The organism is Acidicapsa acidisoli (assembly GCF_025685625.1).
In the GTDB taxonomy this organism is placed as follows: domain Bacteria; phylum Acidobacteriota; class Terriglobia; order Terriglobales; family Acidobacteriaceae; genus Acidicapsa; species Acidicapsa acidisoli.
This window is the reverse complement of sequence record NZ_JAGSYI010000003.1, coordinates 122,749-148,053: the sequence shown is the minus strand read 5'-3', so window position 1 is coordinate 148,053 and position 25,305 is coordinate 122,749. Positions and strand designations below refer to the sequence as shown.

General features: G+C 55.4%; 20 protein-coding genes. 3 read left to right on the top strand and 17 right to left on the bottom strand.

Annotation, left to right across the window (positions count from 1 at the left end; genetic code table 11):
• Positions 1-120 precede the first annotated feature (120 nt).
• The 5 genes from OHL23_RS18270 to OHL23_RS18250 form a co-directional block, all read right to left on the bottom strand.
• The gene (locus OHL23_RS18270; RefSeq protein WP_263354116.1) at positions 121-486 is read right to left on the bottom strand and encodes a lasso peptide biosynthesis B2 protein; all 366 of its coding nucleotides are present in this window, start codon (positions 484-486) and stop codon (positions 121-123) included.
• A gap of 91 nt (positions 487-577) precedes the next feature.
• Entirely contained in the window at positions 578-1,951 is a 1,374-nt protein-coding gene (locus OHL23_RS18265; protein WP_263353402.1) for an aminoglycoside phosphotransferase family protein, read from the bottom strand.
• A 15-nt stretch (positions 1,952-1,966) separates the two neighbouring features.
• Positions 1,967-2,221 (bottom strand): PqqD family protein, encoded by a 255-nt coding sequence (locus OHL23_RS18260; protein WP_263353401.1) that lies wholly within the window; start codon positions 2,219-2,221, stop codon positions 1,967-1,969.
• Between the two features lie 226 nt (positions 2,222-2,447).
• A complete protein-coding gene (locus OHL23_RS18255; protein ID WP_263353400.1) occupies positions 2,448-4,007 on the bottom strand; it encodes a hypothetical protein in 1,560 nt (519 codons plus the stop codon).
• A 743-nt stretch (positions 4,008-4,750) separates the two neighbouring features.
• Positions 4,751-5,995 (bottom strand): tetratricopeptide repeat protein, encoded by a 1,245-nt coding sequence (locus OHL23_RS18250; RefSeq protein ID WP_263353399.1) that lies wholly within the window; start codon positions 5,993-5,995, stop codon positions 4,751-4,753.
• Positions 5,996-6,301: 306 nt separating this feature from the next.
• Here OHL23_RS18250 and OHL23_RS18245 point away from each other — a divergent pair.
• A protein-coding gene (locus OHL23_RS18245; RefSeq protein WP_263353398.1) for an IS3 family transposase occupies positions 6,302-7,506 on the top strand; the annotation gives its coding sequence in 2 pieces (ribosomal slippage) (positions 6,302-6,569 and positions 6,569-7,506; 1,206 coding nt in all).
• On the opposite strand, the gene OHL23_RS18240 is transcribed toward OHL23_RS18245, so the two are convergent.
• From OHL23_RS18240 to OHL23_RS18220, 5 genes are read right to left on the bottom strand one after another with little or no spacing between them, the layout of a single operon-like run.
• Complete coding sequence (locus tag OHL23_RS18240) at positions 7,481-7,963, bottom strand: potassium channel family protein (protein WP_263353397.1); 483 nt, start codon at positions 7,961-7,963, stop codon at positions 7,481-7,483. The genes OHL23_RS18245 and OHL23_RS18240 overlap by 26 nt on opposite strands.
• A gap of 25 nt (positions 7,964-7,988) precedes the next feature.
• The gene (locus OHL23_RS18235; RefSeq protein ID WP_263353396.1) at positions 7,989-9,428 is read right to left on the bottom strand and encodes an efflux transporter outer membrane subunit; all 1,440 of its coding nucleotides are present in this window, start codon (positions 9,426-9,428) and stop codon (positions 7,989-7,991) included.
• On the bottom strand, positions 9,421-12,633 hold the full coding sequence (locus tag OHL23_RS18230) for an efflux RND transporter permease subunit (RefSeq protein WP_263353395.1): 3,213 nt from the start codon (positions 12,631-12,633) through the stop codon (positions 9,421-9,423). Before OHL23_RS18230 ends, OHL23_RS18235 begins: the two co-directional genes overlap by 8 nt.
• 41 nt (positions 12,634-12,674) lie before the next feature.
• On the bottom strand, positions 12,675-13,907 hold the full coding sequence (locus OHL23_RS18225) for an efflux RND transporter periplasmic adaptor subunit (protein ID WP_263353394.1): 1,233 nt from the start codon (positions 13,905-13,907) through the stop codon (positions 12,675-12,677).
• The gene (locus OHL23_RS18220) at positions 13,904-14,254 is read right to left on the bottom strand and encodes a hypothetical protein (protein ID WP_263353393.1); all 351 of its coding nucleotides are present in this window, start codon (positions 14,252-14,254) and stop codon (positions 13,904-13,906) included. Before OHL23_RS18220 ends, OHL23_RS18225 begins: the two co-directional genes overlap by 4 nt.
• Before the next feature lie 219 nt (positions 14,255-14,473).
• On the opposite strand from OHL23_RS18220, the gene OHL23_RS18215 reads away from it, so the two are divergent.
• Positions 14,474-16,549 (top strand): sigma 54-interacting transcriptional regulator, encoded by a 2,076-nt coding sequence (locus tag OHL23_RS18215; protein WP_263353392.1) that lies wholly within the window; start codon positions 14,474-14,476, stop codon positions 16,547-16,549.
• A 617-nt stretch (positions 16,550-17,166) separates the two neighbouring features.
• On the opposite strand, the gene OHL23_RS18210 is transcribed toward OHL23_RS18215, so the two are convergent.
• From OHL23_RS18210 to OHL23_RS18200, 3 genes are all read right to left on the bottom strand, one after another.
• The gene (locus OHL23_RS18210; protein ID WP_263353391.1) at positions 17,167-17,988 is read right to left on the bottom strand and encodes a condensation domain-containing protein; all 822 of its coding nucleotides are present in this window, start codon (positions 17,986-17,988) and stop codon (positions 17,167-17,169) included.
• 472 nt (positions 17,989-18,460) lie between these two features.
• On the bottom strand, positions 18,461-21,274 hold the full coding sequence (locus OHL23_RS18205; RefSeq protein WP_263353390.1) for an ABC transporter permease: 2,814 nt from the start codon (positions 21,272-21,274) through the stop codon (positions 18,461-18,463).
• Positions 21,271-21,618, bottom strand: a complete 348-nt coding sequence (locus tag OHL23_RS18200; RefSeq protein ID WP_263353389.1) for a PadR family transcriptional regulator — start codon at positions 21,616-21,618, stop codon at positions 21,271-21,273. The genes OHL23_RS18205 and OHL23_RS18200 overlap by 4 nt, the downstream gene beginning before the upstream one ends.
• Positions 21,619-21,859: 241 nt before the next feature.
• Between OHL23_RS18200 and OHL23_RS18195 the strand changes: the two genes are divergently transcribed.
• Positions 21,860-22,042 (top strand): hypothetical protein, encoded by a 183-nt coding sequence (locus OHL23_RS18195; protein WP_263353388.1) that lies wholly within the window; start codon positions 21,860-21,862, stop codon positions 22,040-22,042.
• Between the two features lie 33 nt (positions 22,043-22,075).
• On the opposite strand, the gene OHL23_RS18190 is transcribed toward OHL23_RS18195, so the two are convergent.
• The 4 genes from OHL23_RS18190 to OHL23_RS18180 all read right to left on the bottom strand — a co-directional run bounded on the left by OHL23_RS18190 (position 22,076) and on the right by OHL23_RS18180 (position 24,964).
• Positions 22,076-22,489, bottom strand: coding sequence for a DUF5615 family PIN-like protein (locus tag OHL23_RS18190; RefSeq protein WP_263353387.1), 414 nt, complete (start codon positions 22,487-22,489; stop codon positions 22,076-22,078).
• On the bottom strand, positions 22,467-22,769 hold the full coding sequence (locus OHL23_RS28935; protein ID WP_396127397.1) for a DUF433 domain-containing protein: 303 nt from the start codon (positions 22,767-22,769) through the stop codon (positions 22,467-22,469). Before OHL23_RS28935 ends, OHL23_RS18190 begins: the two co-directional genes overlap by 23 nt.
• A 687-nt stretch (positions 22,770-23,456) precedes the next feature.
• Entirely contained in the window at positions 23,457-23,735 is a 279-nt protein-coding gene (locus OHL23_RS18185) for a hypothetical protein (protein WP_263353386.1), read from the bottom strand.
• Between the two features lie 812 nt (positions 23,736-24,547).
• The gene (locus OHL23_RS18180) at positions 24,548-24,964 is read right to left on the bottom strand and encodes a hypothetical protein (RefSeq protein WP_263353385.1); all 417 of its coding nucleotides are present in this window, start codon (positions 24,962-24,964) and stop codon (positions 24,548-24,550) included.
• Positions 24,965-25,305: the final 341 nt, after the last annotated feature.

The window sequence follows — 25,305 nt, the reverse complement described above, 5'->3', positions numbered from 1 at the left end:
TGACCTGGGCCAGTCGCGTAGCATTCGGTGACAACTGAGGCACGCAGCAATTCCGATTCGGAGACCGTCTCATTCCGTTCTTTCAGCAACCCGAAGATGATGCTCATGGCAAACCCTCACTCAACAGCGTTCCAGCACATGGAAGATTTCGGTTACGTAGGGCTTGTCGTTCACTACACGTCCGTCGATCTCTACCCAAGCGTGCGAAAGAAATGGCAACAACTGTGCGCCGATCACCATCTCTGCCTCCCACCCGCGGCGGCGCAATACCACAGCCGCTGCAGCCGACCGTTGCAGACATTGCACGCGCTTGAAGTAGAAGACACATGCGAGATCGACCGCATGACAGAGTTGCTCGCTGGTGACCTCGGTCCTAGCAACAGCATGAACGGTCTGTTCGCGAACAACTGTGTGCAGCCGTTTGAAGTCACGGAACCGCATGACACAATCGAAATAGAACAGCATTAGCCAGCTTTCAAGGACCATTCTTTTCACAGCACACTCCTTGCCGCGCAGATCTCCGCAAGCCCGTGGCTCTTTCCATCAGGTGTGAGTCATATACCAGATTGCATCTGCTTCAAAAACCCAATGCTTCAAGTAACTCCGGATCTCTTGCCGCCTGATCCATATGGCGCGCAAGGTTCCTCGCGTATTTCTGGCGATGAGAAGCATTGCGAGTGGAACTGTCTAGCCAATTTCCTCTGCCGTAGAGTGACGAGGCAACGGCGATCATGGGCATATAGAGAAACCCTTCGTCTATTGCTGTCGGATCACACGCGGCAAGCCATACATTTCTGTACCTGTCTTTCAGGACGGCGGTCACGAAATCCTTAAGTTCCGGATTCTCGATTCTGTTGAACAGCAGCAGATGCTGGAAAGTGATGAGGGGATTGCCGACATACGCCTCGCACCAATCGATGAACTGGCAGTGCCCGCAACCTGTCAGGATGTTGCCGCCATTCATGTCTCCGTGCACGATCGTTTCAGGAAAGTCGAGTTCCTCCACACGGCAGCAGACGGCTTCAAAGATGCTCCGAATTTCCTGGAGGCGGGTCTTGTCGAGACGCGCTGCTTTCGTCGAAGTCTGTGAGGCCATCGATTCGCCGATATATTCGAATAGCTCCTCGGAATGCCCGCGAAAGACTCCGATGCCTTGATCGTAGGCTCCGGCCTTGAGCAGATCAACGCCGCGCCCGTGTGTCCGCATTTGAAGCTCTGCCATGGACTCGACGGCATCCCCCAACAGTCGGAAGAGTTCGAGCGGATTGCTCGGCAGTTCCGTGACCGGATTCGTTTCGCCCGACATCAGCCACGCGTTCCACTCGGACCGGGAAGAGATCATCTCCGGCAGATAGGCTCCTCCCAGCTCTGACAGGAGACGAGTGATTGCGAACTCGTGAGCATTTGGCTCCCCTGTCGCCTTCAACCAATAGTGCCAGTCATCTTCGGTGCGAAAGCGGATGAGCGAAAATGCGAAGCCTGCATTGTATTGCTCGATGCCGCTTCTCGACGCAAGCTTTTTCCCGGTATCAGTTTCAATCCATAGGATCGCTTGATCGATCCAACCAACCCTCGACAATGGGCTTTCGGTCTTATCGGACAGCACCTTTGCAACCTGGACTCTCTCCTCTTCGTTTAACTTGGAATCTTCAATCATATCGAGCCGAACCGCTTTCAAGTCCGTCCTGCGGTTCGCGAATAGAACTTCGGCGACGGCGCAGTTCGGTGATGAGGTCCCATCTATGAGCAGGTCGAGCACAAAGATTTGCAAACCCCATGCGTTCTTGGCTGCCTTACACAGTTGCTCCGCTGGCCGTGTCCATGGCGGAACGCGTACGGTCGGCAGGTGGCAAGCACCGGTTGAATCGAGCGCCAGTATCTTGCGGGTTTCAGGCTGCACAAGAACAAGCCTGTACTCGATTGTTTCGAGAATTGTTTCCTGGAGTGTCATTCGGCACCTCCGCAATCAGTGAGCCACCAAATGGTTTTCCCTGAGTGCCTGCACAAACTCATGTACGTCTTTTTCTACGACGAGGTGTTCTTCACCAGTCTCACGCACAAGATTGGCAATGATCGTCGCGAGGGATTCGCCATTCTCCAACCGTTGCCACACATAGGCTCCAGTGGGATTGAGTGTAGAGATCAGGCCACGATCGATATCTAGGATGGCAGCGCCATCCTGGTCAACTACCGAATGGAAATTAGGATTTGCCTCGGCCATTGTGGCTCCCTCTGGATGTCGGTCGTCGGTGCACCATCACAGCAATGAGAGTGAGCTTAACGCCGAAAACATGAATTGCACGGAGGAATCGGCATTATGGCCAAACTTACTCTTAGGCGGAGAAACATGAGTGCTGTGTGATTCAGCATTCGCCTCATTTGGTTGGCGATAGGGAAAGACGGTGGCCAAATTTACAGTGTTTCTCCACCGCATTGGCACGCCGAGTTTATACAGGAACCGCGACACCGGCAACCCGGCTCAATTGAATAAATTCTTCAGCTCCGAACAGGACAGGCGGTCCCCCGCTGGGAGGATTCGAAAGCAGCGCAAATTGATTACCGTCCTTGTCGAGATGACCGCACAGAAAATCCGCGCCGCGTCGAAGTGCGTAAAGAGACCGACTCCAACCTGTTTTCTTCGCTTCCTTTTCTAGATCGGGAATGCCTGAAAGTTCGTCGAGCACCATCAGCGATCCAGGCGAGAGCGATGGTTCGATGCCTCGGATGGCGTTACCCTGTGCCAGGCGGATCACCTTCCCGCTCCACGACCGCAGCTGCGGAAATTTCGAGGACAACAGCGTCGGCCATTCTACGAACTCCTTGCGCCTATCCTCCCAAATATCTCCCGGCGTAGGGAACTGTGCTCTGGGAGATCTGTTTGGCATATCGGCGAGATGCCTCGCGTTGAGAAGCGCTTCGAGAGAAAAACGCCCCAGGTCTGAAGTCAACGAGCGCTTGGCACGTAGAGAGTCCGTATATCGCGCGACATTCATCACTGTTAACTGAATGAGCGTATCGACATGAGGCTGCGAGAGCGTGGGGGATCGGTAACGCCGCTCCGTCCGCCGACTGAACGTGGTGTGAAATACGTCCTCCAGAATCTTCCGAACCAGCGGATCGTCTTGTCTCGATCTTTGGAAACGCAGGTGTTTGGCTGCAAACAATCTATCCAACGAAGAATGCTCCCAAGGCAGAACCAAAGGCGCGCCTTGCGATGACAACGGCAAGGAACGCAAAAGCGGATACTCCGGAAGAGGAAGACTGAGAGCGAAGACTCGTATCCGGCCTGCAATGCGTACTTGTCCCGGATAAGAAAACTCCTGTGGGCCCGTGTAGCTTCTGGCGGAGACCAGCAACAGCAGTTTCCCTCGCGTTACCACGCAACGGCTGCAACGGTACCCGTTGCCGTATTGCAGCAGGTAGATTGCCCTTGGGTTGGGACGCTGTTGCTCCTCTTCCGAGATCGACTCGACCAGCGCGACCGCTCCTGGAGGAAGGCTGGAGCCGAGGCTGTCTTCGGTTCCGACATGCACGTAAAATGCGCCGGGCCGATCCCATCCCTCCTCTTCTAAAGCACGGATCGGGATATCGGTTTGCCATTCCTGGACCAGGTCATGCAGCATCGCATTCCAGCCGAACACCTCGCGGCCTCCTAAACGCACGGGGAGGTCAATCAAGAGATCGCGCCCAAATGGATACGACTCGACGATGTGAGTGCGCCCGCCGTTTAACCGGAAGTCGTATTCGCGAATTTCTTCGAGGTCATAGCCGAAAAGCCGGTGTGCTCCGTCGACGGTTAACGAGAAGATGTCCGCCAACTCCAGCACAGCATGAAGCGTGGGATGTTCTTTGGTACGGAACAGGTTTGACAACAAGTTCTTGGTAACGATCTCCCGCCGTTCATGCGTTAGGTGCTCCCTCTCGTTGGAAGGATTGCGTTGCCGGAACAACTCGCGGAGATGAATGAGTGCGTCTGCAATTTCACCACGGGGGACAGGTTTGTACACAATGAGACGGTCTCCTCAACGGAATCTCGGCATAGGAGTTGCCAACTCACCAACAATCAGAAAATCAGGATCGAATTGCCGCGAGAGCTATTGCTCTTCGATAACTCTTTCTGGAATTGTGTCCCAAAACTCGGCGCGAAATCAAGCTTCCCTGAAGATGCGTGAACACCTGCAACGGATGCAAGGTTTTGATTTCAAATGAGTAAAAGGTGTCCCAGCGCGAGTGTCCTCGACAGAAAGAGTAAACTCTGGGCGTCTGCTCGCGCTTCCGTCTCTCTGAACTTGAGATAACTCTGCTTTCCTGAGCTAGAGTCTCTCTTAGAAACTCCTGATTGAAGTAGGCGGTTCGTGGAGTGTGCGGACGCTCCACCCCTCGATACGACACATTTCGGAGTCGAACTCAGGCTGATGAGGCTTGGCTAACGGTAGAAGTTCCCGAAACGGGACCAGCTCATTGTCGCCACAGCGTGGCGACAATCGCTTCATCAGGAAACGCCTTCCTTTTGAGAATAGATCCCCTGGTCTCCGGTCGCATCGCGTCTGTCGCCAGCACCTCACTGAGCGGTCTGCTGATTGGCTATCCCGATCCGCAATACAGGCCCTGATTTCCTGAAAAGCAAAAGCAACAGCAAAAGCGGCTAAGGGGTGAGTGTACCGGAACATGTGTTACGTTGTGGAACCTGGCCGCTAATGGAGTGGATCCATTCAGTCTGTACCCAGATCAAGTTCCTCAGCTGCGCGTATCAGGTCGGCAGGTGTATCTTCTTCAGGAACGCGCTATAGCGTGGGTCCCCGTGCAAGTTCTTTAGCATCGGCCAGAACTTCATGTCGGCTACGTCATCTTCACGTTGAGCATAAGCCCGGTCTAGCCACTCGAAGGCTTCGTATGGCTGGTTTCGAAACGCATAAACCGAGGCGACAAAAAATGCTTTGCGTGTACTATATTTCGCAATCAGCTCTTTCAAAGCCGCGTCCGATTGTTTTTCCTTGCCAATCGCGGCGTACGCAAGAGCGTATAAATACGTACGCAGGTAATCAGATCGCACTAGTTTGATTTCAGGCAAAGCATCCTCCGGTCGCCCCTGCGTCAAATAGATTTCGCTTAACAGAAAAGGACCAGGCCACACATCGGGACTTAGTTCAAGGGACTTCTTGGCATCCGCTTCGGCTCCCGCAAGTTGACCCTCGTAATATTCAATTTCTCCACGTGTTCCCCAGCTGAAGGCATTGAGCGGATCTAACTCGACGGCTCGGCGAGCTAATGCCAGAGCCTCGTCAGAACGGCCAAATTTTGCTGCGGAAAAGGCCGCCTGATCCAGATACTCGGGATATCCGGGCTCGAGAGCAATTGCCCGCCGGATGGAGTCATCTGCGCCAACCCAATCGAAATCAACAAACTTAACTCGTCCCATTTGGGAGTATGCCTGTGCCAGGTTCGGGTCCAGCGCCAAGGCCCGCTCGATCGCCTCACGGGAAAGGCTGCGACCCTCCTCCCGAGGGATAAGACCCTCCTCTGCCTGCCAGTTGCGAGTCCGAGACAACCAGACCCAAGCCAGCGCATAGCTCGGATCAAGTTGAGTGGCCCGTTCGAAATACCTTGCAGCCATGTCTGTATCCTTGTCGGTATCCCGCTGATAGAAGTAGTATCCCTGCAAGTAAGCATCAAAGGCTTCCGGATTTACTGGGTGCGGCCGCGATAACTCTGCTCGTTGTTGTGAGGTCAAACGGAGTTCGATCTCGCGTGCAACCTCCTTGGCTACATCGTCTTCCACATTAAGAATGTCTGTCGCGGCATAGTTGTAATCGTGGGACCACAGATGGGTTTGGTCCTTCACTTGAATCAGCTGACTAGTAAGGCGTATGTGGTCCCCGCTTTCGCGGAGGCTGTTTTCCAGCACGTACTGGACAGAAAGATCACGGCCAATCTGTTCCAGGCGTTCGTCGCTGTGTTTGTACCGCATGACTGAGGTTCGCGCGATCACGCCCAATTGTTCAGGGTTGAGCCGGCCTAATTGGGAGATCATCTCTTCCGTCAGACCATCCGCAAGATATTCCTTATTGGGGTCGCCTGTTAGATTCTCAAACGGCAGGACCGCGAGCATAACCTTTCCCGCTTTGGGGAGTGACGTGGACTGATAGTGCCGCCAGGACATGTAGCCCACCAACGCCAAGAGAAGGATCACCGAAGCCGCGACGACAACTTCGCGCCAGGATTTCGGTGTGCCCCGAGCTGGAATGCCCGGCTGCTTTTGTACCAGAGTCGATGAGACAAAGTGGTATGAGAGGAGCCTTGAATGGCACGAGGAAAGAAGCATAGTCCGGAGCAGATCGTGAGCTTGCTTCGGCAGATTGAAGTAGCGGTGGCGAACGGAAAGACGACTTCACAAGCCAGCAAAGAGGCGTTGATCACGGAGCAGACCTACTACCGCTGGCGCAAGGAGTTCGGCGGGCTGCAGGTGGATCAGGCTCGCCGTCTGAAAGAGTTGGAGCAGGAGAACGCGAAGCTGAAGCGGCTGGTGGCAGAACTGAGCCTGGATAAGCTGGTGTTGAAGGACATCGCCTCGGGAAGTTTCTAAGCCCTGAACGACGACGATGTGCGGTGAATCATGCGCAGGAGAAGGGCATGAGTGAGCGCCGTGCGTGCCAACTGGTAAACCAGCCAAGGGGCACGCAACGCTATCAACCGACACAGCGGGAAGACGAAGATCGACTCACCCAGGCCATCATCGTATTGGCCAGCCAATATGGCCGCTATGGGTATCGGCGAATCACGGCTCTGCTGCAGCGAACCGGCTGGCGAGTAGGCAAGGATCGGGTTGAGAGAATCTGGCGTCGCGAAGGGCTGAAAGTACCGAAGAAGCAGAAGCCAAGAGGACGGTTGTGGCTCAACGATGGGTCGTGCGTACGCCTCCGGCCGGAGCGTGTGCGCCACGTATGGAGCTACGATTTCGTCAGCGCCAGGACGCACGATGGACGCACCGTACGGATGCTCAATCTGATCGATGAACACAGCCGAGAGTGCCTGATGATCCGATGTGAGCGGAGTTGGTCAAGCGCCCGAGTGATCGCCGCGCTGGCTGATGTGATGGTCATGAAGGGAGTTCCTGAACACCTTCGATCAGACAATGGCCCTGAGTTCGTGGCCAGAGATCTGCGCGAATGGCTGGCCGCAACTGGAGCTAAAACACTGTACATCGAACCCGGCTCACCATGGGAGAACGGCTACTGCGAAAGCTTCAACTCGAAACTAAGAGACGAGTTCCTGAACGGCGAGATCTTCTACTCCATGAAGGAAATCCGCGTGCTTGCTGAACGCTGGCGCGTCCACTACAACACCGTCAGGCCCCACTCCTCGCTGGGCTACAGACCGCCAGCACCAGAAGCATGGCCGACCGAAACATCCCAGGGGTATGGAAAAGTGGAAAGCAAAGAACGCTTCCCACTTTTCCACACCCCCGACTGCGGCGAGATAACTAAACCAAACGCTGCGCTACACTAACAATCTCACTGGTGCAAAGCATCGGGCATGCCAATTGCTCCTCACTTTTCATAAGCCGCGTGACGATCGCAAACAGAAGACTCACCGATATGCCACACATCAACATGCCGATGACGCTCTCAAGGGGCGCTAATGTGCGCCAGTTCGAGGGGAGGCTTACGTCACTGCAGCCAAGAGTTGAATAACTGCTTGCCGAGAAGTAAATCGCGGACTCCCACGACCGCAAACAACGCCAGCGATAGAAACCGGCCCACAGCAGAATTTCCAATCCGTGCAAAACGACAACGGCCATTGCGACTCGCACAACGACTACAGCCAGCCGAAAGGCGCCCACTGTGCGCATCTCGTTTTGCAACGCGCGTCGCACCCAGGCTATGAGAGCTGCGACTCCCGCAGACTGTAACCACAGGGTTAGAGTTATTAGAGGCAACTCCGCGACAACTTGATGAAACAGCATCAGTTCTCCCTCTCGAACGCCCGGGTTATTTCCATCCGCCACCTAGGGCTTTATAAAGTTGGACAAGGCTCTGATATTCGTTGTTTCGTGCCTGCGCCAACGTTAGTTCGGCGCTAAAGAGAGACCGTTGGCTGTCAAGCACTTCGAGGTAATCCGACGTGCCGCCGCGATAACGCATGAGCGACACGTTGACCGATTCCTGCAAATCCTTCACTGACTGTTCCTGGCACTCGCGGACGGTATGGTATTTGTCATAGCCGATCAGGGCGTCAGAAACATCGCCAAATGCGTGCTGTATGGTCTGCTGGTAGTCGATTAGTGCTTGCCGCTCCTGCGACTTGGCGTTGCGCAGATTGTTGCGCAGGTAGCCACCGTTAAAGATCGGCTGCGATGCGCTCGCTGCGTAGCTTTCTACTCCGATAGGAGCCGGAATATTCGTTCCCGAAGATTCGCTGTGTCCCCATGCTCCGCCTCCAGTGCCCAGCAGTGAGATTTGCGGAAAGTACATCGCCTTGGCCACGCCGATATTGGCGTTCGCGGCAACCAGGTTTTGCTCCGCTTCAAGGATATCGGGCCTGCGTTCGAGCAGTTCCGAAGGCAGCCCGGCGGGCAGTTGTGGAGGAAGAGTCTCGCTCCACGTCACTCCGTCCGGGGCCGCAATGCCCAAAGGCATTCCGCGCGGCACGTTGTCCGGATACTTGCCCAGGAGGATATTAACCGCGTCCTCGGTCTGGCCGATTTGCCGCTCGAGATCCGGGATCTGTGCATTGGCAGCATCGAGCACTTGCCGTGCCTGAAGTACGTCGAGGGTCGTGGCGATCCCGTGCTGGCGACGCGCATCGGTTAGCTTGACAGAGTCTTCCTGTGTCCGCACGGTCTCTTTTGTGATCTCAAGCTGAAGGTCGAGGTCGCGCAGGAGAAAGTAATCGCTCGCCACATCGCTCACCAGCGTGAGGATTACGGCCTGCTGTGCGTCCTTTGTGCCCAGCAACTGGGCCCGGGCCGCTTCTGTTTCGCGCCGATATCGCCCGAACAAGTCCACTTGAAAGACAACGTCCCCAGCGAGCTGAAAAACATTGGACTTGATGTTCTCATCGGTCTTTCCACCGCTGAAAGTCGGGTTGAGTGAAACCTGCGGAAACTCATTCGAGCGGGTAATACCAACCTGCGCCCTGGCGGCATTGACACGCTCCACGGCCATTCGCAGGTCATAGTTCTCTTTCAGCGCCGTGCCGATGAGTTCCTGCAATTGAGGATCGTGGAAGACTTGCCACCAGGGCAGATCAGCTAACGACGCGGTTTGGGGTTCACTCTGTGGAGATCCGTCAGCGCCGTGGAAGGCCGGCGGCGTCTGTACAACCGGCCGATGATAGTTGGGTCCAACCGCGCAGCCCGAAAGTGCGAGTGCCGTCAACAGGATCGGCGCTACTTTTGCGACGAATTTTATTTGCAGACTGTTATGCATTTTGTTCCCCCTCCGCAATTGCGCCGGACTCAGTTGCAGGCGACAGAGAGCGTTCGCGGGTTGAAGCGGACCATCGCTCCACCAGGTAAAAGATCGCCGGTACCGTGAAGATGCCGAGCACACTTGCAGCGGTCATGCCGCCGATCACGGTGGTGCCCATAATCTGGCGCGCCACCGAGCCCGCGCCGGAGGCTGTCCAGAGAGGCACGCAACCGAGAATGAAGGCGAAAGACGTCATCATGATGGGCCGCAGGCGAAGACGCGCACCTTCCAGCGCCGCGTCCATCAACGGTTTGCCCTGTTCGAATTGCTCCTTGGCAAACTCGACGATCAGAATCGCGTTCTTGGCGGCAAGGCCGATCAGCATCACAAGGCCGATCTGCGCGTAGATATCGTTCTCCATCTGGACCATGTAAGGCGGCAGGAACAGGCGCAGGAGGACGCGGCGCAGCCACAGCACGCCAAACGCACCAAGGATCGCCACTGGCGTGCTGAGCAGTACGCTGAACGGCAGACTCCAGCTTTCATAGAGCGCCGCGAGGATCAGGAAGACGAAGAGCAGCGAGAATCCAAAGATGACCCATGACGGAACACCCTCTTTTGCTTTTTGCTCCTGGTAAGACATGCCCATGTAATCAAAGCCCATTTCATGAGGCATGGTTTGTTTGAACACCTCTTCGAGAGCCGCTGTCGCCTGATCCGCGCTGTAACCGGGCGCCGCGCTGGCGTTGATCTGCGCTGACCGGTACTCGTTGTAGCGCATGGTGAATTCAGGACCCGACCGCGTCTCAAACGACGCGAGAGCGGATAACGGCACCATCTCGCCCTGGTTATTGCGCGCGTAGAACTGCCCAAGGTTATCCGTATTCGATCGGTAGGGAGCTTCGGACTCGATGTACACCTGCCACGTTCTGCCGAATTCGTTGTAATAGTTAACAAACAAGCCGCCCATGTTCGCCTGAATCGTGTCGTAAACATCCGTCAAAGGAACGCCTTGTTTCAGCACCTTCTCTTTGTCCACCTGGATGAACTTTTGCGGCACGCTCGGTATGAATGTGGTGAAGATTGAGCCAATCTCAGGACGCTTGCGAGCGGCTGCCAGGAATTTCGCCAGGTTATTTGCAAGAAATGGGACGTCCCTCCCGGCGCGGTCTTCGAGGACAAACGAGACACCTCCGGCAGTGCCTACGCCCGGGATCGCCGGCGGCGAGAAACTGAAGACCGTTCCGACCGGAAGGTTCTTGAGCTCCTGGTTCAAACGTGCCTTAATGGTCTGATATTGTTCAGCGCGACTTTTGCGCTCGTCCCAGGGCTTTAGACTGACCCAAAAGAAGCCGTCGTAACTGATTCGTTCATAACTGAGCAGGCTGAAGCCAATCACGCTGGTGGTGTACTGGACGCCCGGAGTGTCGGCGAGAATCTGCTCTACTTGTCTCGCAGCTGCGCTGGTTCGCTCAAGCGAGGCCGCATTGGGGAGTTGCATATTGATGTAGAGATATCCCTGGTCCTCATCGGGCAGGAAGCTGGACGGTAGACGGCTGGCAAAGAAAAATCCGGCCGCGCCGCAAATCACCAGCAGCACCAATACCATTGCTCCTTTGCGAAGTAGCACACCGGACCAGTGGACATAGCCTCCCGTAGCGCGTTCGAACAGGCGATTGAACCAGTTGAAGAAACGCTGCAAGAGCCCATGGCTCTCTTTCTTTTGCCGCAGCAGGAGTCCGGCCAGCGCTGGGCTGAGCGTGAGCGCATTGAATGCGGACAGCACAACCGAGATGGCGATAGTTACGGCGAATTGCTGATAGAGCCTTCCAGTGATTCCCGGTATGAACGCTGTCGGCACAAAGACCGAAGAGAGAACCAAGGCAATGCCGATCACCGGTCCGCTAAGTTCCTCCATAGCTTTCCGGGCTGCGTCTTTGGGGGAGAGACCCTCTTCGATGTGACGTTGCACGCCCTCAACGACGACGATCGCGTCGTCGACCACCAGGCCGATAGCGAGCACCAGCCCGAACAACGAAAGCGTGTTAATGGAGAAGCCGAACAGCGGAAAGAGGATAAAGGTTCCTACCAGGGAGACAGGTACGGCCAGCAATGGAATCAATGTAGCGCGCCAGTCCTGCAAAAAGAGATAGACCACCAGGATCACCAGCACAATTGCGATCAGCAGTGTTATGAGAATCTCTTTCATGCCTGCTGTGACCGATGCTGTCTGATCGAGTGATATGGCGTAGTCCATGTCCCCGGGGAAGCGTTGTTTCATCTGGGCCATGAGCTTGCGGACACCCTGCACCGTTTGCACTCCGTTGGTTCCGGGCAGTTGGTAAATGGCAATGACTGCAGCGGGCTTGCCATTCAAGCGACTGTGCATGCTGTAGTCCTGTGAGCCCAATTCAACGCGGGCCACGTCTTTCACCCGGACGATGCCACCATTCGGCGATTCGCGGACGACCACGTCGCCAAACTCTTCGGGCGATTTCAGGCGCCCTTGAGCAAGTACGGCATAAGTGAATTGCTGATCGCTTGGGGCCGGTTCACCTCCGACTTGACCTGCCGGGTTCACTGTGTTCTGCGCGTGGATCGCGTTGGTGATGTCGGTCACGGTGATGCCCAGCTTGGCCAACTGATCGGGTTTGATCCACAATCTCATCGCATACTGGCCCGAACCCAAAATCTGAGTCTGGCCCACCCCGTACAAACGCGCGACTGGATCATTAAGGTTGATATAGGCATAGTTAGCCAGATAGTTCGCGTCGTGAGTCCCGCGCGGCGAGTATAAGGCGATCAACATGAGCGGAGCTGTAGCTGACTTCTTCAGCGTGACCCCGTAGCTGTTCACCTCGGGTGGGAGCTGACCAGTTGCCAATTGCTCGCGCGATTGCGTGAGCAACAGGTCCGTGTTGGGATCAGTCTTGAGATCAAAATCAACCAGCAACGTGGTTTGCTGGTTGGCGGTGGCGTTTAGGGAATACATATACGACATGTTGTCCACGCCGTTGACCTGCTGCTCGATGGGAACCGCGACCGCATCCTCCAGGGTCTGGGCATCGGCGCCGGGGTAATTGGCTTGCAGCCTGATTTCGGGCGGTGCGATGTTCGGAAACTGCGCGATCGGCAGGGTTGCGATGGTGACTGCGCCGACGATGACCATAAGGGTCGCGATAACCATCGCCACAATGGGTCGATTAATGAAAAACTTTGACATGATTTTCGATTCCTTTGCGTTTTGGCAATCAGAGTCAGCGCTTACTCGACATTGCTTTTGAATGGCTTGGTTTGTACCGTCATTCCCGGCTTGAGATTCTGCTGTCCTTCGACGACCACGCGGTCACCAGCCTTCAGGCCTCCCTGGATGACCCACATTGTGCCAGTACGCTCTCCGACTTGCACGGGACGCATATTGACGTGATTGTCTTTATCGACAACAGCAACGAGATAGCTTCCCTGTTGCTCGTTCACAGCGGCCTGAGGAATTAACAAAGCATTCTGTTGCACTCGGGTCACGGCACGAACCTTGCCGTACTGCCCGGGACGCAAAACGTTGTCAGGGTTCGGGAAGAGTGCTGCCAATTGGATCGCGCCCGTGTTTTGATTCACCTGCCGATCGACGAAATAGAATTGGCCTTCTTGGGGATAAGTGGTTCCATCGGCGAGGATGAGCTGCAGCTTCCAGTGATCTACTCCGGAGTCTGAAAACCGCTTTTGCAGCGCGAGATATTCCTGTTCACTGACCGTGAAATAGTCTCGGATCGGATCGAGTGTGGAGACTGTAGTCAGTGCGTCGCTGGTGGTGCTGACCAGGTCGCCCACCTGCGCGTGTGCGATGCCGGCGATGCCGTCGATTGGCGAAACGACTCGGGTAAAACTGAGATTGATTGCAGCGGTTTCGACCGCGGCCTGGTTGGTCCTAATTTGAGCATTCGCAGAAGCGATTGCTGCTTCTGCGGCCCGCACCTGAGCCTTGTTGGCAAGATTCGTCTGCGAGGCATTATCGAAATCCTGCTTGCTTACGGCATCGACTTTGGCCAGCGGTGCGTACTTCTCCACATCCAACTGGCTCTTGAGCTGATTTGCGTCCGCAGTAGCGAGCTGCGCCTCAGCATGAATCAGCTGTGCCTGCGCCTGATCTAACTGGCCCTTTGACTGGTCGAGTGCCGCTTGGAATGTGCGAGGATCGATCTCAAAGAGAACTTGTCCTTTGTGGACGAACGATCCTTCCTTATAGTTCCGCGTAAGCAGGTACCCCGTAACTTGCGCTTTTACATCGGCATTGACTTGCCCGGTGAGGGTACCGATCCACTCTCCGTAAATGGGAACGTCTCGCTGTTCGGCGACAGCGATTTCCACCATCGCCAATGGCGAGGACGGCGTCGATGATTTGGCCGCTGAGTGAGTCACCACGATGAGCAGGATGATCGCCAGCAGAGCCGCTGACGCCCATGCCACGTGCTTAACTTTCAGAACGGAATTGATCTTCATTTGCTGTTCTCCTGTTGCCGGGATGCTGGCCTCCGGCGGGCCCTTTTCGCCAGCGATTGCGGCTTGGCGCCTTCGCAGGGCTGCTGGGAAATAAGTTCGTCGAGGAGCGCGGTCATCCACACGCCTTCGACGAAGAGACTGGCCCCCGCCCTCTGGATGGCGGCGAGAAGATCGCGTCCGGCATCATCGATCCCGGTCAGCTGTCTCAAATCCATTTCGATCATTCGGTCTGTGCCAAGCGAGCCACGCCAGGCTTTTTCTGTTTCGGCTACCCATGGGCCGTCCAGCCTGCCCGCGAGTTCCATCCTGCACACCTTGTCGTCTTCGTGAACCGTGATGCGTAACATAGCGCCACAAAGGTGTAAGGCACGGCGCGCGCCAAATTCGGCGGATTGCTAAGCCTCAGGAACAGCAGAGATTACAAGCGAGGACACCCCATTGCGCGCCCAAAACAGGGCAGTATGCAGCCCAGAAATGGGCAAATGATCACTTGCGTGAACCAAACTGCGAAGTGCGGGAATCTTATTTAGGAGGACCTGTAACCTAGGAAGTCAGTGGCCTCAGGTATGCCGGAGTCATCCACGGAAAATGCGCAAAAAGCAGGAGGGGCTGTCGCCCGTTGTGAGGCGCTCGCCCGTCTCACGAGGCTCATCCGATCTCACTCCGAGGAAAGGGATCTGTTCCAGACCTGTGCGAGCGAACTGCATCGAGTGGTTGCATTCGACGGCGTAGCCATGTTCGATCCGTCAGCCAATTGGGTTCACTGGCATTTACGCGACCCTTATGACCGTGCCCGTGAGGCACTCCCCGTTAGCAGCATAAAAAAAGAAGAAACTGTTGTATGGTGGGTGTACGAGAATCAAAAACCTCTGGTCATTCCCAACATCGATCTCGAAACGGGCTTTCGTCCTGTGGTCGAGCGGTTTGCCAGGCTAGGGCTTCGCTCGCTGTGCGCCTTTCCGCTGAGCACGGCGCACCGGAGGCTTGGAAGTCTCGCTTTTGCCAGCCATCTCGACGATGCATTCTCCGACGAAGATCAACAGTTCTTGTCCGTAGTTGCTGATCAGATCGCCGTCGCAATCGACGACGCTCGTGCGCAGGCCCGATTGCGATTGCTGCTGGACATCACCAATCGGATTGTGACCAAGCTGGAGTTGTGCGACCTGCTTCGTGAAATTGCCGCGAGTATTCGTCATTTTACAAATTACGACAACGTAAGTGTCGCTCTGCCCGATCCGGAAGATGGCGAACTGCGTCGCTATGCTCGAGATTATGCCGAGTATGAGGAGTTTTCTGGCGAGCGCGCATCCGGGCGAGCCCAGACCGTCTTCCGGACGGGCAAGCCACTTATCGCGACCAAGGAGGAAGTCGCTGCTGATCCCCAGGGCTCCAATCCGAACATGTCCCTCTGCATTTACCCTCTGACCGTCCGGGAACGCGTGGTCGGCGTATTTGGTTTTGCCAGTTCGCGCGAGAACGCTTTCACCGAGGATGATGTTACCTTCCTTGGCCTAGTCGCGAATCAAGTCGCTCTCGCTATTGAAAATGCCCTCAAGTATGAGAAGGTTTCCGGACTTAAGGATAAGCTCGCACAAGAAAACGTCTATCTCGAATCCGAAATCCGCAACGAGCTTCACTTCGAGGATATCGTAGGCGATAGCGAGCCACTGCGCCGTGTTCTCAAAGAGATTGAGACGGTCGCGCCGGCCGATTCCACTGTGCTTATTTATGGAGAGACGGGCACTGGGAAAGAGTTGATCGCTCGGGCCGTGCACAATCTCAGCTCTCGTAAATCGAATGCCTTTGTGAAACTGAATTGTGCGGCGATTCCGACGGGGTTGCTCGAGAGCGAGCTGTTTGGTCACGAGAAGGGTGCGTTTACCGGCGCCATCAACCAGCGCGTGGGCCGTTTCGAGCTGGCGAATCGTGGAACCATCTTTCTTGATGAAGTCGGAGAAATCCCCCTGGAGCTTCAACCAAAGCTCTTGCGAGTTCTGCAGGAGCGTGAGTTCGAGCGCCTGGGGAGTACACGAACTCTCCGCTCGGATGCCCGGCTGATTGCGGCAACCAATCGCGATCTGAAATCGATGGTAGAGGAGCGGATGTTCCGATCCGATTTGTACTATCGGCTGAATGTGTTCCCCATCAGATTGCCGGCGTTGCGCGAGCGAAAGGACGATATTCCCGTGCTGGTGCGTCACTTCGTCAAGGAATTCAGCCGCCGGAATCAGCGCGTGATCGGCACCATCCCTTCTGAAACCATGCAGGCGTTAATCCGCTATCACTGGCCTGGGAATATTCGAGAACTTCAAAACGTGATCGAGCGCGCGGTGCTCATTTCAAAGAGTCCCATCCTGAATGTATCTCTGGCGGAGCTGAAACCGGAGCCGAACTCCGTGCCCAGTCCATCTCCGGTCAGCCCCAGGTCCGCCCGGCAGGAAAACCTTCAGGACATGGTGGAGTGGACGGAGCGAAATCAAATCCTCCGCGCCCTTGAGGAGACGAATGGTGTGGTCTCAGGACCAAACGGAGCAGCTGATCGCCTCGGAGTCAAGCGTTCGACGCTCCAGCACAAAATGCGGAGGCTTGGAATTCGCCTCTCCCGTACAGCCTTAGAGGACGCCGGGCCACCCTTCCAATAGTCTCAACTTTGCGTCGACCACTCTGAGCCGATCCGGACTCACAACTCTCACGCAGAATCGAGCGATTCGCCTGAAAGAGAGCGGCCGGCCTCGGGGGTTCTTCGGCCATTCGGCGGCACCAGAGAGCGAGACTCAGAAGTTCTGGCGGGAGCGACGAGACTCGAACCCGCGGCCGTCCTCGTGACAGAGCGTGGGTCGAGTCGAAGGTGGAATTCGCACTCATCTTACCCCACTTCCGTGAACCCCGCTCTGGGGCAGTGTGGCTGGTCGCAGTAGACGCACGACAGTTTGGGTTTGCACTTGTCCTTCTTGCCGTGAAATCTCAACTCTTGCCATCAGTGCTCATCCAGACACGGGGTAAGGCCCAAGAGTCGAACTCAGCTCAACAATCTACATCACTGTCGACGCAAAGCGACACGATGAGGTAGAACCTCAGCAAATGCTGGACTCAATAGAACTGACGCACGGAACATTCCTCTTGATCTCCACTGCGATCCAGGAGGGAAACATGCAACATGGAAGCCTTATAAGAAGCATTCGAAAGCATGGTCCGGACGTCTGGCAGTTTCGATGGTCAGAAACAGGCGGGAACGGAAGACGTGTCTATCGGAAGCGCGTCATCGGGACGGTGGACCAGTATTCCGACGCTGTCGAGGCGCGGAAGTCGGTCGCCAGCATACTCGCGATGCCCAGCCCGGCTGGGCGCGCTGGCACCATAGGCTCAGGGTTTTCCAGAGCACATAGGCAAGAAAGCAGACCAGGATGTGGGCTTGCACGCGGCGTTCTTTCTGGTGCCAGACAGGCCTCATGACCAGGTCGCTCTTGTAGAGTCGAAAGGCTTCCTCTGCTTCTGTCAGTTGGATGTATGCACGCCACAACTGTTCTCCGCTCCAGTCGGTCAATCGCCCTGTTACCGGAAGCCCAACTACAACCTCACCCATGCCCTCCATCCGCGCCAAGTACACCGCTACAAACGCAAATAGAAGGCTTGATATCTCCACTCCGGACTCCTGCGCTAACTGGCGCAAGTGCGCTTCTGTCTTAGGAGAGAGTTCTATTTGCACTCGGATACATCGTACGGACGGTGCGGCTTTCCGCGAGGCCAGCGTCGCCGCATCCGGTGCACCCTCCATTTCAGCAATCCAGGAGGCACGGTCACGCCGCACTTGTTCGGAACTGCGGTAGGATTCCTCCTCGGAAAGCAGAGCGCAAAGCGATGCAAACGGTGATGGAGAAGGATTATCGCCATTAACGAACGCTGTATAGACGTCCGCAACCCTGTGAGCCCACAGCATCCCACTGTAGCCGTCTATACAAATATGGTGGGCTCGTACGTACCAAGCGTATCTCGTGTCCGCCAAGCGGAACAGTGCTATCGCATGCAACCTGCCAACCGTCAAGTCCACATGCTGGCGAAGATCCTGTGAGATCCATTCCATCATTGCCAACCGAGGTGAAGAACTGGCTCCGAAGATCAATGGCCGCATAATTCAGCACTAAGGAGTGATCTAACCGTTGAAGAACTGCTCCCTTTCGCCGAAGATACCTTATTCGTAACGACTCAACTTCGCGGAAGGTATGCTCGAGTGCTCGCCTGAATAGATCTTCATCGAGATCGAGCTTTCCTTCAATGGAAAACAGCTCGGCAATGTTGTTGCCTTGGACTAGTCTCTCAACTCATCCGCCAACCATAGTTCTCGTTGCGCGGAATGGTTACGGTACATCTCGATTAACCTCAGATTTTTTCCTGTCTGCGCAGGAGCATCGACGAGAGCACGTGAGCCAACCTGGATAGGATCAATGAGCGCTAAAGCCTGAATGCATCTATTGAATACTTGGTTCTTACGATCGGTATGGGTGAATGAATCGGCAACATTCAATGAGTATGATCGGGACTATTAAATGTGTGGATCATTCGCTGCGCAGCGCCTGCATCGGATCAATGCTGGCAGCTCTCCGCGCGGGAATCATTGCAGCAAACAGCGCCGCCAATCCGAGAAGTACCGTCGCCACCGCCAACAATAATGGATTCCACGGCGTGACTCCGAAAAGCTGGCTCGCCATTAGATATCCCGCTCCAATAGCCGCCGGAATCCCGATCCCCAATCCGATGCCAACCTGCCAGAACGCTCCGCGCAACACCATCGCAACGACCGAGCCGCGATCCGCCCCAAGCGCCATGCGCACTCCAATCTCGCTCCTGCGTTGCTCCACGCCATATGCGGTCACGCCATAAAGGCCAATCGCAGCCAGCACCAGGCCAACCGCGCCAAACAGCCAAGTAAGGCTGGCGATCATGTTCTGCTGGTCGAAAGTTCCCTGAATCACTCTCATATACGGCTGAATGTCACGGATCATCAGGTTCGGATCGACCGCAGCCAGGGCCTTCTTCACCTGCATGGGAATGTTGGTCGGCTGCCCCGGTGCCCAGACGACGATGTTAAAGAGGTTCTGCGACAAAAGCTCGTCACTCTGGAGATCTCGCTGATCGAAGGCAACGGTCTGCGCCTCGGGGACGTAATACATGGGCCGGTCTGGATCTGCGAAACTCCAAGTTACGTAATGGATGTCCTGGACGACGCCGACAATCTCGTAGGTCCCCGAATTCTTTATAGGACCCGGTCCGAAGTGTTGGCCGATGGGATTCTGATTACCGAAGAATTTCTTCGCGAAGGCTTCGTTGACAACAGCCACGTGCCGCCCATTCCCGTTGTCGTCTTCGTTGATGGTGCGCCCTGCCAGCATTCGGACGCCGATCGAATCGAAGAACCCCGGAGTGATGCGGGTCCAGTCTGCGGATACATCGTCCTTCGGACCGGGCTCTGGTTTGCCCTGAATCCGAATGTCGTGACCCCATTGACCACCGGCCATCGGCGCATAGGTGGTGGCGCTGACGCCGCGCACCCCGGGGATGGAGCTGAGCCGGTCCTGAATCTCACGATAGAACGGGACCAGTTGTTCCTGCTTATGGCCCGACAGTATGGGGCTATTGATGGAAACCAGATAACGCCCCTCCGGATCGAACCCGAAGTTCTGGTGCTCCAGATTGCGCAGGCTGCCGCCCAGCATCGCAGCGGCGCTCAGCAACACCAGCGATACCGCCACCTGCGCAATCACCAGCGCCTTCTGTGCCCAATGACGGCCGCCTCCCACCTCGCGATTGGCGCCACGCATCGCCTCCACCGGCTCCGCGTGCGAAGTCATCCACGCCGGCGCGACGCCAAAGATCACTCCGGTCAGCACAGAGACTCCGAGCGCGAAGAGCACGACCAGAACAGAGGGCGAAGCATGCACTGGAATCCAGGTGCTTCGCTCCAGCATGTGGAAGGCGAGATAAAGTATCAGGCGCGCCCCCGCCCAGGCCACAGCCAAGCCGGCCACGCCGCCGATCAGGGATAACGTAACGCTTTCCAGCAGCGCATTCCTCACCAGGCGTCCGCGCGATGCTCCTAGCGCCACGCGCACCGCCGTCTGTTGCCGGTTTCTCAGACCGCGCGCCAGCAGCAGATTGGCGATGTTAGCGCAAGCCACCAGCAAAACGCAGCAAGCCGTGACCATCAGCAGCAGGAGGCTCTCGCTGTAATACCTCCGCAAACTGGAGAAACCTGCACCGCCAGGCGACACGCGAAGCGTCTGCTTCTGCCACACAGCTCTTTCCTGCGGACTCATATCCGCCACGTGGCTGGCCAGCCAGCCGTGCAATTCGCCCTGCAGCTCTGCCTGAAGCGCTCTCGGATTGGTTCCGGGACGCGCACGTCCGATCAAGTCCAGCCAGTCGACCCGCGGATTTTTCATTCGCGCCGTTTTACCGAGCATCAACGGCTCCGTCGCGACCGTCATCCACAGATCCGGCACGCCCCAGCTCGTCATGTTCGCTCCAATGAAACCAGCCGGAGCCACGCCGACGATCGTGAATGCACGGTCGTTGATCTGGTATGTCGCTCCCACCACCGAAGGATCGGAGCCGTACTTCTCCTGCCACGCGTGAAAGCTCATCACCGCCACCGGAGGCGCGCCCTCTCGGTCATCGACGTCGACAAGCAGTCTTCCGCGCCACGCCGATACACCCAGCGTCTGGAAAAAGTTTCCGGAAACAAACTCGCCATTCGCCGTCTCCGGCAGTCCCGCTGAGCCGGCGCGTCGCACTGCCACCGGCTGGTTACCCGCCTGCAGCGCTGCCAGATCCTGGAATCCTGTCGTGTTTGCCCGGAATAGCTTGTATGCCTCATACGGAAACAGATTCCAATTGCCCGGCGCGTCGTCGTCTTGGTCCTCGCTGTATCCAGCCCATTCGCAGCAATGGGGCCGGAAGCCGATGCGCCAAAGCTGATCCGGTCGCGTGACCGGCAGCGATTGCAACATCACCTGCTCGACCAGCGTGAAGATCGCCGTGGTTGCGCCGATGCCCAGCGCCAGTGTGAGCACCGCCGTCAGCGTAAAGGCAGGTGATCTGCGCAACTGACGCAGTGCATAGCGGAAGTCATACAGCAGACTTTCGAGTAGCGGCAGTCCTTCTTCCTCATGGTATTGCTCTCGAATCGCTTCGACAGCTCCCAGTGTGAGCACCGCATGACGGTGAGCTTCGATCGGAGTCATCCCACCTCGGACGTTCTCCTCTGCCTGCATCGCGACGTGCGTCCCCATCTCCTCACGCAGGCGCTCATCATCACGGATGCCTAGGCAGAAATTCCACAGACGCACGAAGAGCCGGTTCAGGATTCTCATGCCAAATCCTCTGCCTTCACTTCAAAAAAACGCGCAATGATCGCCGCTGTCTGTTCCCAATCGCGCTTCTCCGTTTGGAGCAGTTTTTCACCGGCGCGAGTGAGCCGGTAGAAACGGGCACGCCGGTTGTTCTCTGAAGGTCCCCACTCCGATGCGACCGCGCGCTCTTGCTCAAGTCTCAGCAGGACCGGATAGAGCGTTCCCTGGTTAACTGAGAGAAGTTCATTGCTGATCTGCGCGATGCGTCGTGCAATTGCGTATCCGTGCAGCGGGCCCAGAACTTGAAGCGTCTTCAGCACCATCAACGCTAATGTCCCCTGCTGTACATCCCTCTTCTGCTTCATTAGGCTACGCTCCACGCGTTCCATTTGGTTGCCCAACGGAGTATGGCACAGCTTCATTGGGAAAGCAAGTGGAGGTGAAGCAGGACGGCATCGCACTCGCGAGTAAGCGGTCTTGTCGAGCCGCCTGTTTTCTCGACTAGCGCACAATCGATGAGTGATTTATCGCCAATGCGCTCATCGATAATGGAAAGCGAGTCACTTGGCTGTAATGTTTGAATGATAAGTCGAGGAGGAGCACGAGGTGTTGCAAGATGCTGAACTCATCACCAAGCTGATTCAGAGAACGACCTTGGAGGCTCCTCAGACTATGTACTTCATTGGACTGGATGTTCACAAGAAGACGATCAGCTATTGCGTGAAGGACGCGGCTGGCCGTGTGCACCATCTAGCTAATCTTAATCGACCGTTGTTTTTGGGTCCTTAACGAACAGGGATTCATCGTTGGATCCATCGTGCCCTAGCGCGGCATCGAATAACGGCTGAGTTCCACTGCTCCATCGGGTGTAAGCGTCACCTGCAACACCTGATTTGTCAGATCACCATGCTTTTCGATGTCGGAAAGAATGAGTACAAACAGACGCTTCTGTCTATCCAGATTGAGACCCCCCGTAGCGTCGATGCAGACGAGGCCGGCATGGAGGGAGATGCTTGAATAAACACCCTGGCTTCCTGGGGTTTTCGCGGGGCCACGGAAGTCGACGCTGTTATTCGTGACGAACGTGTAATCACCATCGAGGATCGTAGATTTTAACTCCCAATCTTTGGCGCAATTCAGACCAAGAAAGTTGATGTGCGAGCACACGAATCCCATCGCGTGGGCAACATCAACCAGCGTTGGACTAAGGTTTTCATCGAGAAGCAACTTTTGCACGTTTAGGTCCTCCTATGGAGGCCTCTCGAAGATTCTTCTTCGAGACGGAAATCCTACTCGAGTCAGGCAGCGATTTCCGCTTTGGCCGACCTCGGAGAGGCCGAGCCTTTGCGTACACAGAAGCAAGACGAAACTGCTCCTCGGACAACCTGGGGTAGAGCTCTTTGAGTTCGTCCATCGGAGTCCTTTCTTCTACGAGACTGGCAACGTCATAGACCGGGATTCTGCTTCCTTGTATGACTGGTGTTCCAGAAAGAATTTCGGGATCTTCAATCACCATTTGCTGCGCTCTCTCTAGTTCCTCTAACCGGTTGTTCACTTCTTCCCAAATGTCTTGAATTCCCACCTCAATGTTTCGCGTTTCCTGCAGCTTGCAGTTTCGTAATGCTGCCCAAGATGGGCAGCGTTGCGAACCTGCCGCGATGACCCGTTGGCGGGCGGTGGGCGTAAGGGACTCGGAGGTCTCGAACCAGAATGCAATCCAAAGACAAGCGTCTCTCTTGAGTGTGCGAACCGCCGTTGTCCGGTAGAGATTCTTGGGTAAGATTTTGCGATCAATCGCCCGGTTCACGTCATCGACGGAGACCCCCGCGACCACAGCCGCTTCGTTCGTTGTGAGCGTTTCGAGAGTCATCACCATGGCATTTCACCTCGCCTTCCATTATAATCATTCCCAATCGTGGGAACAATTATTATTGCGCAGGAATGACCAGGCCTATTTGAGGTTTTTCACCGAATGTGATGCTTTCAGCAAATGTTGAAAACAGCATATCGAGTGAAAAGCGTGCATGACCACAGGGATTCGGAAGGCCATCATGCTGCCCCCGGAAACGAAAATACAACCCCACAATAGCCCCACAATAAGGATTCCCTACCATTACTTTTCAAGGGTTTAGGTTGCCGACCGCTCCCCGTAAGTTGTTGATATTACGTTGTTAGTTGCTCTCATAACCCATATGTCGCTGATTCAAACCCTATCCCCGCAACCACTTAGGAAATCACGACCCCACAATAAGCGTTCTGTCTGCTCCAAGCCCTTGAATTCTGCAAAATCGGTGAGCTTTTCTTTTGCCACCAGCATATGCACAACGCGGCTATTTGCCTCTGTCCTTGCTCTGAGACTGGACGAGCCGTAGACGTTCATCGTCGTCCTCATGTTTACGTCGCGCATCAGCTTTTGCCGCACTCCTACGGGAACTCCGGTCTCGTACAGCAGCGTGCGTAGGTATGCTGAAGCGCCTGCCATCCGAGTCCTCGAATGCCCAAGCACCGCTTCAATCAGTAGACAGCGACCATTCGGGAATTCTTCGGTGCAAAGAAGGGCAGGGAACTCGCTCTTTTTCACCCCACAATGTCTCCTCAACAAGAACTACCTATCGTTTCTTTTCAATACTTTAGGCTGCCAGCCGATTCGCGTAAGTCGTTGATACTAAGTTGTTTATTGCTCTGTTAGCCGAAGGGTATCGGTTGACGAAAATGCAACGAGTGTGAAGGCCGGAGGAATGTCGATTTTGTCGGTCATGCCGGGTTTTGATCGTTGCTGATTAAGCGTGGGTCCAATATGGGTCCAATAAGGATTGTGGCCCGTTCTTTTCCGTTCAAAAACACTTCGTTTTGTTGCGCTAAGTTCTTGAAAATACGTTCATCATCGTTTTCGCAACGGGGAAGCCAGCGGTGCGATCCCGCTCAGCTCCACCAAATAAATCAAGCAAATAGCACGAAACTCTGGAGCCAATAAGAAGGTTGAAAGCTGAGTGGGGCAAGCAAGGGGTCATTCGGCAGCGAAGCTGCCTTGCCCTGCTTCAACAGGAGAGTGGCTACCTTCTCTCCTGCGTCCCGCTTCTCATTGCCGGATGTAGGGCGTCTTTTCTCCTTTGGTGGACGCTTTGAGATGGGGCCTGCCGCGCCGTTCATGCGTAAAGTCACAAAACCCCTAGCTTACACAGATCCTCCCGGCGAAGCGCTTGGTAAAGAGGGGCCGCCAGGTCCATCAGAAGGGAACTATCTATGGCGCGAGCAAAGAAGCATACGCCAGAGAGTGTACAAGAAAATAGTGACTCAAGAGATTACAAACGGAGGCTGCAACTCGGTCTGGCAAATGAAAACCGCTCTTGAAGCTCGGCTTGGGTTGTCGTTTGCCATTTTCCAACTGTGTTCGAGGAAGTCCTGTAACTCGGACGCTCGACTGTTGCTTAAAGTCTGAATTTTATCTTTAATGACTCGGTCAATCTCTTCAGACCTCAAAACCGCCCAGTCATAGCGAAACTGGCCATTGCAAGAATCGAGTATGCGACCTATCCACAAACGGCCTTCGAGGTCGTTGTAAGCTGCGTGCTCATAAAACCATGGTCCAATGAGAGCGCGATCCTTGAACCGCGTGTCCCAATAGAGAAAAATAGTTGTAGCGACGTGGGTGGCTATTTCCTGTCGGATGTAGATGCGGAATGAATAAAGCTCTTCGTTATCGCTAACCATGATTTTTCGATATTGTAGTGAACATCGCACCGCGATTCAAAAGATTTTAAAGTTACGACTCACTCGTCGGGTGATTATCGATGTGCAACCCTCTTAATCTGGCCGATCTTTTGTACCATGGAGATTGGTAGTGCAGGGCAGTTATCTTTGTCGGAAGCGTGTAGCGGTTTCCACTTCTCCACACCCCAGGTTGTTTGTCAGCCAAGTCTCCGGTGCGGTGCATGTAATCAGGCGCGTAGTGCGGCCTGACGGTGTTATAGAACGGGGCACAATGAGAGTCGCCCTCACAGGGCTCTCGTCGAGAGTACGCCAACAGAGTTCGTCAGTCAGATTGCGGTTAA